This window comes from Delftia sp. NA_296.1, assembly GCF_052692095.1.
Map to the genome: position 1 here is coordinate 303,465 of NZ_JBQZGF010000007.1, position 14,477 is coordinate 317,941.

At 65.4% G+C, this 14,477-nt stretch carries 10 protein-coding genes; 5 read left to right on the forward strand and 5 right to left on the reverse strand.

Features of this window, described 5'->3' with window-relative positions:
- The first annotated feature begins 30 nt into the window (after positions 1 to 30).
- Positions 31 to 1,779 carry a methyl-accepting chemotaxis protein gene (locus tag ACUTR7_RS19185; RefSeq protein ID WP_445609558.1) on the forward strand — a complete coding sequence of 583 codons (1,749 nt, stop codon included), beginning with the start codon at positions 31 to 33 and terminating at the stop codon, positions 1,777 to 1,779.
- Positions 1,780 to 1,787: 8 nt separating this feature from the next.
- Here the strand turns inward: ACUTR7_RS19185 and ACUTR7_RS19190 are convergent, their stop codons facing one another.
- The 3 genes from ACUTR7_RS19190 to ACUTR7_RS19200 form a co-directional block, all read right to left on the reverse strand.
- Positions 1,788 to 2,333 carry a hypothetical protein gene (locus ACUTR7_RS19190; protein ID WP_016453827.1) on the reverse strand — a complete coding sequence of 182 codons (546 nt, stop codon included), beginning with the start codon at positions 2,331 to 2,333 and terminating at the stop codon, positions 1,788 to 1,790.
- Positions 2,296 to 2,847, reverse strand: coding sequence for a hypothetical protein (locus ACUTR7_RS19195; RefSeq protein WP_143343526.1), 552 nt, complete (start codon positions 2,845 to 2,847; stop codon positions 2,296 to 2,298). The genes ACUTR7_RS19190 and ACUTR7_RS19195 overlap by 38 nt, the downstream gene beginning before the upstream one ends.
- A 238-nt stretch (positions 2,848 to 3,085) precedes the next feature.
- The gene (locus tag ACUTR7_RS19200; RefSeq protein ID WP_445609594.1) at positions 3,086 to 6,457 is read right to left on the reverse strand and encodes a mechanosensitive ion channel domain-containing protein; all 3,372 of its coding nucleotides are present in this window, start codon (positions 6,455 to 6,457) and stop codon (positions 3,086 to 3,088) included.
- A 372-nt stretch (positions 6,458 to 6,829) separates the two neighbouring features.
- Here ACUTR7_RS19200 and ACUTR7_RS19205 point away from each other — a divergent pair, with 372 nt between their 5' ends.
- Genes ACUTR7_RS19205 through ACUTR7_RS19215 form a run of 3 tightly spaced genes read left to right on the forward strand, consistent with a single transcriptional unit; the run spans position 6,830 to position 11,689 of the window.
- On the forward strand, positions 6,830 to 8,752 hold the full coding sequence (locus ACUTR7_RS19205) for a PrkA family serine protein kinase (RefSeq protein ID WP_012204247.1): 1,923 nt from the start codon (positions 6,830 to 6,832) through the stop codon (positions 8,750 to 8,752).
- A gap of 46 nt (positions 8,753 to 8,798) precedes the next feature.
- On the forward strand, positions 8,799 to 10,064 hold the full coding sequence (locus tag ACUTR7_RS19210) for a YeaH/YhbH family protein (protein ID WP_097203007.1): 1,266 nt from the start codon (positions 8,799 to 8,801) through the stop codon (positions 10,062 to 10,064).
- Positions 10,061 to 11,689: a SpoVR family protein gene (locus ACUTR7_RS19215; protein WP_445609559.1), complete on the forward strand. Its 1,629-nt coding sequence runs from the start codon at positions 10,061 to 10,063 to the stop codon at positions 11,687 to 11,689. The genes ACUTR7_RS19210 and ACUTR7_RS19215 overlap by 4 nt, the downstream gene beginning before the upstream one ends.
- Before the next feature lie 12 nt (positions 11,690 to 11,701).
- Here the strand turns inward: ACUTR7_RS19215 and ACUTR7_RS19220 are convergent, their stop codons facing one another.
- Together ACUTR7_RS19220 and ACUTR7_RS19225 are read right to left on the reverse strand one after the other, a co-directional pair.
- Positions 11,702 to 12,010, reverse strand: coding sequence for a hypothetical protein (locus ACUTR7_RS19220; RefSeq protein ID WP_012204250.1), 309 nt, complete (start codon positions 12,008 to 12,010; stop codon positions 11,702 to 11,704).
- Between the two features lie 62 nt (positions 12,011 to 12,072).
- Positions 12,073 to 13,413: an ammonium transporter gene (locus ACUTR7_RS19225; protein WP_445609560.1), complete on the reverse strand. Its 1,341-nt coding sequence runs from the start codon at positions 13,411 to 13,413 to the stop codon at positions 12,073 to 12,075.
- A 229-nt stretch (positions 13,414 to 13,642) separates the two neighbouring features.
- On the opposite strand from ACUTR7_RS19225, the gene blaOXA reads away from it, so the two are divergent.
- Entirely contained in the window at positions 13,643 to 14,443 is an 801-nt protein-coding gene (gene blaOXA / locus ACUTR7_RS19230) for a class D beta-lactamase (protein WP_269848135.1), read from the forward strand.
- Positions 14,444 to 14,477: the final 34 nt, after the last annotated feature.

Genomic DNA, 14,477 nt, shown 5'->3' on the forward strand with positions numbered 1-14,477 from the left:
AGGGAGAGCGACGTGGGTTTTCTGAGGCGTATGAAGTTGGGAACCATGCTGGGCATGGGTTTTTTCGCGGTGATCGTGGTTTGCGTATGCGTGGCGGCCTTCGGCTGGATGAAGTTGCATGACCAGGGCGAGCAGCTGCGCGTGCTGGCCGAGGACCGCATGGGCAATCTGGCCCGGCTGCAATCGCTCAAGGACAACGCCAATGTGTCGGCGCGGGTGGTGCGCAATCTGGCGCTGATCACCGATCCGGCGCAGATGGCCGAGGAGAGCCGCCGGCTGGATGAAGTGGTTGCCAGGAACGGCCTGGTCATGAAGGAGTTGGACCAGCGCCTGCAGACCGAGCAGGCGCGCCGGCTCTTTGCCGACATACGGCAGGCGCGCCAGCCTTTCGTGGAGACCATGCGCCAGGCCGGGGACCTGGGCCTGGCCAACCAGGGCGATGCCGCCAGGGATCTGATCATGGGGCGCCTGCGCTCCTTGCAGACGACCTATTTCGATGCGGTCGAGGCACTGGTCGATTACCAGAAGGCACAGACGCAGGCCACGGTGGACGGCTCCCTGCGCCGCGTGGCCGAAGACGGCGTGGCCATGCTGGTGCTGACGCTGCTGGCCGCCGCGCTGGGCGGTCTGGTGGCCTGGATGATTACCAGGACGGTCAAGCAGCAGCTGGGCGGCGAGCCCTCCTATGCCGCCGAGGTGGCGCGCCAGATCGCGCAGGGCGATTTGTCCGTGCGGGTGCAATTGGCGCCCGGCGACACCTCCAGCCTGCTGCGCGCCATGGAGGACATGAGGGCCGGCTTGGCGCGCGTGGTCGCCGATGTGCGGCAAAGCAGCGAATCCATCGCGACCGGCGCCAGCCAGATTGCCTCGGGCAATGCGGACCTGAGCCAGCGCACGGAAGAGCAGGCCAGCAATCTGGAGCAGACCGCTGCCTCCATGGAGGAGATGAACGCCACCGTCAAGCTCAATGCCGATACGGTGCGTACCGCCACCCAGCTGGCCGCTTCGTCGAGCCAGGCCGCCACCGGCGGCGGCAAGATCGTGGACCGCGTTGTGGCCACCATGGAGCAGATCACCGCCAGTTCCCGGAAGATCGAGGACATCATCGGCGTGATCGACTCCATTGCCTTCCAGACCAACATCCTGGCGCTCAATGCCGCCGTGGAGGCAGCGCGGGCGGGCGAGCAGGGGCGCGGCTTTGCCGTGGTGGCATCCGAAGTGCGCAGCCTGGCCCAGCGCAGCGCGGGGGCAGCCAAGGAGATCAAGGCCCTGATAGGCGAGAGCGTGTCCAAGGTGGACGAGGGATCGGGCCTGGTGAGCGAGACGGGCTCCGCGATGAAGGACATCGTCCAGCAGGCGCAGCGCGTTGCCGACCTGATCGGCGAAATAGGCGCGGCCACGGCCGAGCAGGCCGACGGTGTGGCGCAGGTGGGCGATGCCGTCGTACAGCTCGACCAGGTCACGCAGCAGAATGCGGCCCTGGTCGAGGAATCGGCGGCGGCTGCCGCAAGCTTGAACGCGCAGGCTGCCAGGCTGGTCGATCTGGTCAGCCTGTTCAAGCTGGACGGGCTGTCCTCACCTGCCGATCAGGCTCCTGTCGCGAAGCCCGCCGTGGCCTCCGGCATGCGTGGTCTGCCTTCAGGTGCCGACAGCTTGCCTCGCCAGTCCGGGGCGCAGGCCGCCATGCGGGGCGACAGCAGATCCACATCCACGGCAATGCGGGTGCCTGGCCCCCGCACTGCAGCCGAGCGCGCTGGTGAGAACTGGGAAGTGTTCTGACCCTGTGTTCATCGGGCCGCGTTGTAGTACCAGTGCAGCGGCTCGCAGTCCATGTCGGGACGGCCAGCCGCTGCATAGGCCTGCAGGCAACTCACATGGTTTTCAATGCGCGTCTTTTCCTCTTCGGACAATGTTCCCAATACCATGTTGGCCGAAAGCGCAGAACGGTAGAGCTTGAGCGCGTAGTTCATGTCCAGTGGAAGCTTTTCTTGAATATCGCCCTCTCGCTTTCTGACCATGGCGAGCATTTGCAGTTTGACGTCCACATATCTATACAAGGCTTCGGGGGAAGGATAGAGTCGCATACTCGTTCCAAAGGATTTGGCGGCGGGAGACCATGCTTTACGTTGAAAGTCTTTCATGCCGTGCTGGTAGAAGTTCTGCGCCGCGGTTTGGTCTGCATGCCGATTTGTTTGAAGCCAGTTGCGTACAAAGTCAGCATCGCCCACCTCTTCCGATGCCAGGAGATCTTCTGGACTTTTTTCTTGTGCATAGCATCCAGCGAGAAGCAGGGCGCTAGCGAACCACGGAAACCATGCCAACAGTTTTGCCATCACCACTCCTGCAGAGAATTAGATATTGATAAAGTGAATTCCATTGCGCCGGATCCACGGTGATGCATCCGGCACTTTCGTGCCCTGGGTGCAGGTATCTATCGTTGCGAAAAGGAGTTGCACTTCCATTGTTGAGGAAAAACCAATTTTTGGCATAGGGTGTTTTATGTAAATATGCAGACCCTATTGAGTGTGGGAAATCTGGGATTTGAACAGGGTGCGTTCCTGTTTTAATAGGATTTTCGTCGTCTGTAAAAGCTCGGACACGACCCCCTGGATAGATCAGGGTCTTGCGGCTCAAAATGAATTGAATAATTGCAGCAGGCCGATATGCGGGAGCCTGTTTTCGGAGGTATCCCTGTTTCACAGAAAACCTGTTGCCACTTTCGACGCCCTCCTTGACGATGAAATGGTCGCGCCCATTCGAGCTGGATTCCATCTCGGTGGCAATATGCTCCGGCAGCGCAACAATAGCGCCCGAAGGCTCGCGCCTGACATTGAGCCAGCCATCCATTCCTGCACTGGTATATCTTCTTTCCGCCATTGCCCCTCCCAGGATTTGAAGCGTCCGCAGACATCGTTGTGAGATGCCGATTGTGTGCGGATTGCCATTCAGTTGGAGGAGGAAATGAAGGGGGAGGAAAATTTTCAGAATGATCCTAGGGTATATGAGTCACGGTGATTTGAGGGTGGAATGCCGTGGTGCCCATGGCCCGCCACTCCATGGGTCGAGAGTGGCGGGTTTCAATGTCTCATGCAGCCGGCTGGGGCGGTGTCTGCTGCGCCGGCTGCCCCGCAGGATTTGCCGGCATGTTGCGCACATGCAGGTCCAGCTGCGGGAAGGCCACGGCAATGCCAGCGTCCTTGAGCCGGTCGTTGACGCGGCGGTTGAGGTCGTGGCGCACGGGCAGGCGGTCTTCGACCTTGCCCACGTAGGCGCGCAGCTCGAAGCGCTGGCCGTTGCCTTCCAGCGCCATGAACCAGCAGTTGGGCTCGGGTTCGCGCAGCACCTGGGGGTGTTCCCTGGCAATGCCCAGCAGCATGTCGCGCACTCGCTCGGGGTCATTGCCGTGGGCCACGGGCACGTCGATCACCAGGCGGGTCACGTCGTCGCTCAAGGTCCAGTTCGTCACCTGGCCGGTGATGAAGGTCTTGTTGGGGATGACGATTTCCTTGTTGTCGAAGTCCAGCACCGTGGTGGCCCGCGTGCGGATGCGCGTGACGGTGCCGGTGAGGGTGTCGATGGTGATGACATCGCCCACGCGGAAGGGCCGCTCCACCAGCAGGATCAGGCCCGAGACGAAGTTGGCGAAGATCTCCTGCAGGCCGAAGCCCAGGCCCACGGTGAGCGCCGCCACCATCCATTGCAGCTGGCCCCAGCGCAGGCCCAGCAGCGTGAAGGCGCTGACCGTGCCCGCGATGGTGATGGCGTAGCGCGCCAGCGTGGCCAGGGTGTAGCGCGCGGAGCTGCTGATGCGGTTGGAGGCCGACAGCGTCACTTCCAGCAGGCCCGGCAGGTTGCGTGCAAAGCTGAAGGTGAGCAGCAGGATCATCACGCCCAGCAGCGCATCCATCAGGCTTACGGGGGCGGCATGCGCGATGCCGTCGGCGCCGGTGTTGGTGGTGTACCAGAGCACCACGCCTTCGGAGCGCAGCAGCGCAGGCAGCACGGGCAGCCAGGCGTAGACCAGGGTCAGCACGACCAGCACCTGCTGCAGCAGGCCCAGCAGCCGGTGCGCCTGGGCGCCCACGGTGACCAGGGCCATCTGGGTGGCTTCGTCGGTGGGTGCCTTGCCGGTGTCCACGCCCGATCCGCTCTGGGCCAGCCTGGCGGCTTCGCGCAGCCGGTTCAGCGCCAGGCGCCGCTCGCCCAGCAGCAGCCAGCGCCGCAGCAGGTTGACCACGACCTCGACCGCGCCCAGGAACACGAAGCTGGCCATCAGGGCCTGGATGAATTCGGTGGCCGTGTAGACATAGCCGAGCACGATGCCCACGGCCAGCGCGCTGAGCATCAGCATCAGCACCACGCTGACGATCTGGCCCCAGTGGATGCCGGGCCGCTTTTGCTGCATGACACGGCGAAAGTACAACCAGGCCATCCAGGCCAGGCCCAGCGACAGCATGAGGATGGAGATGCGCCCCCAGGTGCTGATGGCGTGGTTGTCATGGCTGTAGAAGGCCAGGCCGCCCAGCAGTTCGGCAGGCACGATCAGCCAGGCGGCGCGGCGTACCATCTGGCGCAGCATCTGCACGCGGGCGGCCGGCCAGCCGAAGTGCGCCAGTGCCAGCCCGCCTGGGCAGAACAGGGCGTTGAGCAAGGTGGCCACGAAGATGAAATCGCTGAGCTGGACCAGGGTGGCGCCCAGCGGCTCCAGCGCCGTGCCCACGGTATCGGGGCCTTGCAGCAGGCTGCCCAGCGCCGCGGCCGCAAAGCTCCAGGGCAGGGTGTAGAGCAGGCTCCAGCCCAGCGCGAGCAGGCTCAGCCCGAAGTTGTCGCGCATGAAGTCGCCCACGCGCACGGAGATGGCCTGCAGCTGGCGCAGCGCGTAGCGGCGCAGGCCCAGCAGCAGGGCCACGATCAGGCCGACGGCGCCAAACGCCCAGGGATCGTTCCAGATGCTGGCGGCCAGGGCGCGCGCGGTTTTCCAGGGGGAGCTGCTGCCTTCGATGTCCTGCTCCAGCGCCTGCCACTCGCTGAGCCAGGTGCGGTCCATGGGGCGGTGGCTGGGGAACCACAGCAGTTCCTTGTCCAGCACCTGGCGCAGTTCGTTGCCGCTGCGCAGGGCGGCGCGCAGGGCTTCATCGGTCTGCTCCAGCACGGCAATGCGGCGCAGCAAAACGGGCTGCAATTGATCGGTGAGCGCCACCTGCCGGGCCAGCAGGGCGGTCTGCTGTGCCGAGGTGGATGCATTGATGGCCGTGGTGACGCTGGCGGCAGATTCAGGTGCTGCCACGCCGCCTGCATCCGCAGCGTCGGCCGGGGCCTGTGCCGCCGTATCCGCGCCGGGGTTTTGGCGCCATTTGCTGGAGTTGAACAGCATCAGCCGCAGCTCGGCCAGCTGGCGCTGCACGGCGCGGTGCCTGGACTGCAAGGTGTTGCCGGAGGACAGCTCCACGCGCTGCTGCCACAGCCACTGGCCCACGGCCGCGCTGCCACCGCCCAGCCGCAGGCGTGCCTGGGTGTCGCGCAGCGTGGCGCTCAATTGGTCGCGGACATATTCGTCATTGGCCAGGGTCTTGCGCTCCTGCGCCAGTTCATTGGAGTTCTTGAGGATCTGCGCGGCCAGCGCCGCATTGCGCTGGGCCAGGTCGCGTATGGCGGGATCGGCGGCGGAAGCGTGCTGGGCGGCCAGCTCCATCTCCTGCACCTGCTGCTCCAGTTGCTGGCGGCTGCGCTCGGCAATGCGCTGGGTCAGCCAGGCGGCGCGCGGCATGCGCTCCAGCAGCTCGCGGCGCTGGGCCTGCAACTGGGCGGCCAGCAGGCGCTGGCGGGCTTCGATGGTGGACTGCTCTTCCTGGCGCAGCGCCAGCTCCAGCAGGGCGCGGCGGTGCTCTGCGCTGCGCCTTGCCTGGCGGGCCTGGGTGAGGTCGGGGGCTTCGCCGGGCTCGGCGGTCACGGGCTCGGCGTTTTCCTGCGCGCGTTGTTGGAGGATGGACAGATCGATGCGTCCCGGGCCGGGCTGGGACACCAGGTTGGCCTGGTCGGCCGCGGATTTTTCGATGCCCACCTTGAGTGCGGCGATGGCATCGCGCTCATCGGCCAGCAGCCGCTCCAGCACTTCCTGGCTGGCGTTGGCGGGAACGCGTTCCTTCCAGCGATCGAACAGGCTGCCCAGCTGCTCGTCGCTCAGCGGCGCTGGCAGGGCAGGCACGGGCGTGCGTGCCCTGGCGCGCAGGCGGTCCAGTTCCTGCGCCAGCGCATCGGCTTCCTTTGTGGCCGATGCGGCGGCATCCAGTTGGGCCTGAATGGCGTTGCTTCGTTCCTTGTCGGACGCGGAGCCACCGCCCAGCGTGCCCTGCAAGGCACCCAAAGGGCCTGCTGCCGGTGCGGCCTTGGCCAGGCCCGGTGCCAGCAGGGCGAGCAGCAGGCCGAGCACCAGGCACATGGCCCACAGCAGGTGCATCGGCGTCACGGCAGCCAGTTTGCGCGATGGGCGACCGGCGGCAAGTAGGGGGTTGTCGGCAGGAGACATCGGTTCTGAATTCGGGCCTGTGCCGCTGTGTGAGTGCGGACTATCATTTGTCAAAAGTGGGAGCGTCAGGCGCTGTATTCACGGGCCTTGCTGAAGGCCCGGCTGGCTCAAGCCCCTGTCCCGGCGCCGCAAAAAGCGGGGTAGTCCAGGAACCTGACATTGTGACCTCGCGCGCAATGCAGACATGTGGGACGTATGAGCTATTCAAAGCCGATGCAAGGTGCTACAACAGTTCCACACGGTAGCGAATGCCTTGCAACTTCGCGGCACTGTTCGCCCTCGGGTGCCGCCGGGAGAGGTCGTATGGATGTCATCAGCAACTCGGCTGCACGTTACGTTCGCCTTCGCGAAGAAGAGATGTCGCTGGACGAATTTCTCGCCCTGTGCCAGCGCGATCCCATGGCTTACGAAGGTGCTGCCCAGCGCATGCTGGCAGCCATCGGCGAACCTGAAATGGTGGACACGCGCAATGATCCACGCCAGTCGCGGCTGTTTGCCAACAAGGTCATCCGGCGCTATCCGGCCTTCGCCGAGTTCTACGGCATGGAAGACTCCATCGAGCAGGTGGTGAGCTTCTTCCGCCATGCGGCCCAGGGCCTGGAAGAGCGCAAGCAGATCCTCTATCTGCTGGGCCCCGTGGGCGGTGGCAAGAGCTCCATCGCCGAGCGCCTCAAATACCTGATGCAGAAAGTGCCGTTCTACGCCCTCAAGGGCTCGCCCGTGAACGAGTCGCCGCTGGGCCTGTTCGATCCGGTGGAGGACGGGCCGCTGCTGGAGGAGCAGTTCGGCATTCCCCGGCGCTGCCTCAACCATGTGCTGTCGCCCTGGGCCGTCAAGCGCCTGGAGGAGCTGGGCGGCGACATACGCCAGTTCCGCGTGGTCAAGCGCTATCCCAGCATCTCCAGGCAGGTGGGCATTGCCAAGACCGAGCCCGGCGACGAGAACAACCAGGACATCTCCAGCCTGGTGGGCAAGGTGGACATCCGCAAGCTGGAGAACTTCGCGCAGGACGACACCGACGCCTACAGCTACTCGGGCGGCCTGTGCCTGGCCAACCAGGGCCTGCTGGAGTTCGTGGAAATGTTCAAGGCGCCTATCAAGGTGCTGCACCCGCTGCTGACGGCCACGCAGGAGAGCAACTACAAGGGAACGGAAGGCTTTGGCGCCATTCCCTTCGACGGCATGGTGCTGGCCCACAGCAACGAGAGCGAGTGGAAGGCCTTCCGCAACAACCGCAACAACGAGGCCTTCCTGGACCGCGTCTACATCGTCAAGGTGCCGTACTGCCTGCGTGTTTCCGAGGAGGTGCGCATCTACGAAAAGCTGATCCGCGAGTCGTCCCTGGCCAGCGCAGTGTGCGCGCCCGGCACGCTCAAGATGATGGCCCAGTTCGCCGTGCTCACACGGCTGAAGGAGCCCGAGAACTCCAGCATCTTCAGCAAGATGCAGGTGTATGACGGCGAAAGCCTCAAGGACACGGACCCGCGCGCCAAGAGCTTCCAGGAGTACCGCGACTATGCGGGCGTGGACGAGGGCATGTCAGGCATCTCCACGCGCTTCGCGTTCAAGATCCTGTCCAAGGTCTTCAACTACGACAGCACCGAGGTGGCGGCCAACCCGGTGCACCTGATGTATGTGCTGGAGCAGCAGATCGAGCGCGAGCAGTTCCCTGCCGAGCTGGAGACCAAGTACACCAGCTACATCAAGGAGTACCTGTCGCCGCACTATGCCGAGTTCATCGGCAAGGAAATCCAGACCGCCTATCTGGAGAGCTACAGCGAGTACGGCCAGAACATCTTCGACCGCTACGTCACCTACGCCGACTACTGGATACAGGACAGCGAGTACCGCGACAACGATACCGGCGAGGCCTTCGACCGCAACGCGCTCAACGCCGAGATGGAGAAGGTCGAGAAGCCCGCGGGCATTGCCAATGCCAAGGACTTCCGCAACGAGATCGTCAACTTCGTGCTGCGCGCGAGGGCCAACAACCAGGGCAAGAACCCCAGCTGGACCAGCTACGAGAAGCTGCGCGTGGTGATCGAGAAGAAGATGTTCTCCAATACCGAGGAGCTGCTGCCCGTGATCAGCTTCAACGCCAAGGCCAGTGCCGAGGACGCGCGCAAGCACGAGGACTTCGTCACCCGGATGGAGGCCAAGGGCTATACGTCCAAGCAGGTGCGCCTGCTGTGCGAGTGGTACCTGCGCGTTCGCAAGAGCAACTGACGGGTGGGTGCGCCGCCCTTCGGCGCGCCCGGGCTGGGGGGAACAGATGGCATTGCAAATCATCGATCGCAGGCTGGCCGGCAAGAACAAGTCGGTGGGCAACCGCGAGCGCTTCGTGCGCCGCTACAAGGCGCAGATCGCCGAGGCGGTGCGCCGCGCGGTGGACAAGCGCGGCATCCGCCACATGGAGGAGTCCGAGAGCGTCTCCATCCCGCGCAAGGACATCCGCGAGCCCGTGTTCCACCACGGGCAGGGCGGCGTCCATGACACGGTGCATCCGGGCAACACCGAGCATGTGCGCGGCGACCGCATTGCCCGGCCGCAGGGCGGCGCAGGCGGCGGCTCCCAGGCCAGCGACAGCGGCGAGGGCGAGGACGACTTCACCTTCACCCTGACCAAGGAAGAGTTCATGGAACTGTTCTTTGAAGACCTGGCCCTGCCGCGCCTGCTGCGCACCCACATCGGCAACACCATGCAGTACAAGACGCGCCGCGCCGGCTACAGCCACGACGGCACGCCGCACAACCTGGCGCTGCTGCGCACCATGCGCGGCGCCCTGGGCCGGCGCATTGCGCTGACCAAGGCACCGCACCGCGAACTCAAGGCACTGGAAGAGCAGCTGCAAGCGCTGCTGGCGCAGGACGATGGCACCAGCGAGGCGGCGGCCGAGCTGCAGCAGCGCATCGATGCGCTGAAGCTGCGCATGGGCACGGTGGCCTTTCTCGACCCCATTGACCTGCGGTTTCGCAACCGCACGCGCGTGCCTGCGCCCATCAGCCAGGCCGTGATGTTCTGCGTAATGGATGTGTCCGGCTCCATGGACCAGGACCGCAAGGACCTGGCCAAGCGCTTCTTCATCCTGCTGTACCTGTTTCTGACGCGGCACTACGAGAAGATCGACATCGTGTTCATCCGCCACCACACGCAGGCGGCCGAGGTCAGCGAGGACGAGTTCTTCCACTCCCAGGAAAGCGGCGGCACGGTGGTCAGCAGTGCGCTGGTGCTGCTGGACCAGATCATCCGCGCGCGCTATCCGTCCGGGGACTGGAACATCTACGTGGCCCAGGCCAGCGATGGCGACAACTTCGGCGACGACGGCTCCAACTGCCGCAACCTGCTGGTCGAGAAAATCCTGCCGCTGGTGCGCTACTTCGCCTATGTGCAGGTGGTGCAGGAAGAGCAGAGCCTGTGGCAGGAGTACAGCCAGGTGCTGCCGCTGTTCTCGCACTTCGCCATGCGCAAGGTGTCGGACGCCAGCGAGATCTATCCCGTGTTCCGAGACCTGTTCAAGAAAGAGGGGGTATCGGTATGAACCTCTCTCACTATCCCGTGCTGGCGCCCCGCCATGTCACGCCGCAGTGGAAATCCCATCTGGCCAGCGACCGGGCCCAGCGCATCGTGCCCTCCGCGCCGCTGCCGGCGGGGGCGCGGCCGGCCGAGCCTCTGCCCGATCCCAGCGACTGGACCTTCGAGCTCATCGAACGCTATCACGCAGCGATTGCGGCCACGGCAGAGCGCTACGGCCTGGACACCTATCCCAACCAGCTGGAAGTGATCTCGGCCGAGCAGATGATGGACGCCTACGCCAGCGTGGGCATGCCCGTGGGCTACCGCCACTGGAGCTATGGCAAGGAGTACATGGCGACGGAGAGGCGCTACCGGCGCGGCCACATGGGTCTGGCCTACGAGATCGTCATCAACTCCAACCCCTGCATCAGCTATCTGATGGAGGAGAACACCACCGCCATGCAGGCCCTGGTGATCGCCCATGCGGCGTACGGCCACAATAGCTTCTTCAAGAACAACTACCTGTTCGGCATGTGGACGGATGCGGGCAGCATCATCGACTACCTGGTCTATGCGCGCGACTTCATCTCCCAGTGCGAGGAGCGCCACGGCCTGACGACGGTGGAGCAATGGCTGGACTCCTGCCACGCCCTGTCCAACCTGGGCGTGGACCGTTACCGCCGCCCCTCCAAGAAAAGCCTGGCGCGCGAGCGGGCCGAGCGCGAGCAGCGCGAGGCCTATGCGCAGCAGCAGGTCAACGAGCTGTGGCGCACCCTGCCGGCGCGCCCCGGCAAGGACAGCGCGGCGCAGCACAGCGAGCGCTTTCCCAAGGAGCCCGAGGAAAACCTGCTGTACTTCATCGAGAAGAACGCCCCGCTGCTGGAGCCGTGGCAGCGCGAGATCGTGCGCATCGTGCGCAAGATCGCCCAGTACTTCTACCCGCAGCGCCAGACCCAGGTGATGAACGAGGGCTGGGCCACGTTCTGGCACTACACCCTGCTCAACACCCTGTACGACGAAGGCTGGCTGACCGACGGCGTGATGATCGAATGGCTGTCCTCCCACACCAACGTGATCTACCAGCCCCCGGCCGGCCACCGCGCCTACAGCGGCATCAATCCCTATGCGCTGGGCTTTGCCATGTACCGCGACATCCGCCGCATCTGCCAGGACCCCACCGAGGAAGACCGCCGCTGGTTCCCCGACCTGGCCGGCACGCCCTGGCTGCCGGCGCTGCACCATGCCATGCAGAACTTCAAGGACGAGAGCTTTGTCGGCCAGTACCTGAGCCCGCAGCTGATGCGCGACATGCGGCTGTTCTCCATCCACGACGATGCCAGCGAACGCGAGCTGCTGGTCAGCGCCATCCATGATGACGACGGCTACCGCACCCTGCGCCAGACCCTGTCGCAGCAGTACGACCTGGGCGCGCGCGAGCCCAATATCCAGGTCTGGAACGTGAACCTGCGCGGCGACCGCTGCCTGACCCTGCGCCACACGCGCTACCAGGGCAGGCCCCTGTCCGACGATGCGCTGGAAGTGCTCAAGCACGCAGCGCGCCTGTGGGGCTTTGGCGTGCAGATGGAAAGCGTCAACGGCGATGGCGACGCGCCCGTGCTGCTGCACTCCGTGCCCGCGCCACCGGCCTGATCAGGCAAGACGCTAGCGCAGCGTGCCCACGTACTTGCGGTTTTCCGCACGCTGGCGCATCAGCTCGCCGGCGCGCTGCATGAGCGGCGAGCGCTCGGCGGGCCCGGCCAGCGCGGCATTCCAGGCAGCTTCGAAGCGGTGGGTCCAGTCCACCAGCTCGGGCGTGCTGCGCGTCCCTTCCTGCTCCCGGGCGAAGCGGATGATTTCGGCGGCGTATTCGGCATTGGCCGCCAGCCATTCGGTATCGGTCACGCGGCCGCAGCTTCTGCGCAGCAGCACATGCAGGTGCGCGGCGATGGCCAGGAGTTCGCTTTCGGGCATGTAGTGGGCACTCCTTCGGTTTGACGATCATCGGGCGCCGGGCCGCTTTGCGGCCCGGCCGTTCATCCACTCAGGCGTTCACGGTGCAGCGCCAGGTCCAGGCCCTGCAGCTCGCTTTCCTCATCCACGCGCAGGCCGATCAGCATGTCCAGCAACCACAGCAGCACGGCCGTGGCCACCAGCGTGAACAAGGCCACGGCCAGCACGCTCACGGCCTGGGTGAGCACGCTGCCCTGCACGCCGCCGATCTGCGGACTGGCAAACACGCCGGTCAGCAGCGAGCCCACGATGCCGCCCACGCCATGCACGCCAAACACATCCAGCGAATCGTCCGCGCCCAGCAGCCGCTTGAGGCCCGTGGCGCCCCAGTAGCAGGCGACACCGGCGATCAGGCCGATGCACAGTGCCGACAGCGGCGTCACGAAGCCGGCCGCCGGCGTGATCGCCACCAGCCCGCCCACCAGCCCCGAGCACAGCCCCAGCAGCGTGGCCTTGCCGCGCACCACATACTCGGCCAGCGACCAGGCCAGGGCGCCCGCGCTGGCGGCAATGTGGGTGACGGCCAGCGCCAGCGCCGCCCGGCTGTCCCCGGCCAGCAATGAGCCGGCGTTGAAGCCGAACCAGCCCATCCACAGCAGGGCTGCGCCCATCATGGTCAAGGCCAGGTTGTAGGGCTCGAAGGGCTCGTGCCCGTAGCCGCGGCGCGGCCGCAGGAACCAGGCGCAGACCAGGCCGGCCACGCCCGCGTTCACATGCACCACGGTGCCTCCGGCAAAGTCCAGCGCGCCCATGCGCGCCAGCCAGCCGCCGGGCTCCCACACCCAGTGCGCCACCGGCGCATACACCAGCAGGCTCCACAGGCCCACGAAGATCAGCATGGCACCGAAGCGCATGCGCTCCACCCAGGCGCCCACCAGCAAGGCGGCGGTGATCACGGCAAAGGCCAGCTGGAACATGGCATAGGCTGCTTCGGGCACATGCGGCGCCAGGTGGCTCACGGCCACCAGTCCCTTGGCGGCGTTGAAATCCAGCCCCGCGAACCAGGCGCGCGAATCACCGCCTATCCACGCATTGCCGGGCGTGAAGGCCAGCGAATAGCCGAGTGCAAACCACAGAATGCTCACCAGGCAGGCAATCGCCACCACGCTGGCCATGGTGTTGAGCACGTTCTTGCGGCGCACCATGCCCGCATAGAACAGCGCAATGCCGGGCAGCGTCATCAGCAGCACCAGCACCGTGGCCGTCATCAGCCAGACCGTGTCCACGGCGCTGATGGATTCCACCGCCACCAGCGACGGCCGCGTGATCGCCTGCTCGGCCGCCTGCGCCGCCTGCGCCGCACCCAGGACCGCGACCCATCCTCCCGCCACCAATGTTCTCAATGCCCGTGCGCACCTGTGCATGCAATGACTCCCTTGCTTGTTGTGGTCATGGGGCCGTCTGCCGTTGCCGCCATGGCTGCATTGGCCGGCCTGCAGCGGCCTTGCACAAGTCGTGCCAGCGCATACGGGGCCCCTGGGGCCCGAGCGATGCTGCCGGAACACCAAAACGGGAAAACAGCGAGTCAAAACAGGGCAGCCGGGCGGGCGGTGCACCATCGCCGTGCGGTGGTACAGCTCTTAAACTGCCTGCATGAATCGAAGAAATCTGATGTGCGCCGCGTTGCTCGCCTGTCTGTCACAGGCGGCGCTGGCGGCTGCCGAACTGCAGGACAAGCCCGAGTGGGACCGCTTCTTTGCCGATGCCAAGGTCGATGGCAGCATCGTCGTGGTCGATGCCAGAGGCCAGGCCGAAGCCGTCTACGTCCACAACCGTGACCGGGCGGCGCGGCGCTACTCGCCCGCTTCCACCTTCAAGATCCCGCACAGCCTGTTCGCACTGGACGCCGGGCTGCTGCGCGATGAATTCCAGCGCATTCCCTGGGATGGCGTGAAGCGCCAGTTGCCGGCCTGGAATGCCGATCAGGACCTGCGCTCGGCCATGCGCAACTCCACCGTCTGGGTGTACGAAGGCTTTGCCAGGGAGCTTGGCAGCGCGCGTGAGGCTGCCTACATGCGCAAGATCGACTACGGCAATGCGCTGGCTACGGGCGAGGCTCCGTTCTGGGTGGAAGGCGACCTGGCCATCTCGGCGCTGGAGCAGGTGGCCTTCCTGCAGCGGCTGTACCGCAATCGGCTGCCATTGCCGGTGGAGCACCAGCGGCTGGTGAAGGACGTGATGATCAACGAGGCCGGCCCGGACTGGATACTGCGCGCCAAAACCGGCTGGACGGGCCGTATCGGCTGGTGGGTGGGCTGGGTGGAATGGCCGGCCGGCCCCGTGTTCTTCGCCATGAACATGGACACGCCCCACCGGCTGGCCGACCTGCCCAAGCGCCAGGACATCACGCGCGACATCCTGCGCTCCATCAACGCGTTGCCCAAGGCGCCGTAGCGCGCGGGACAAGGGCCATGCGCCAGCCCGTCAG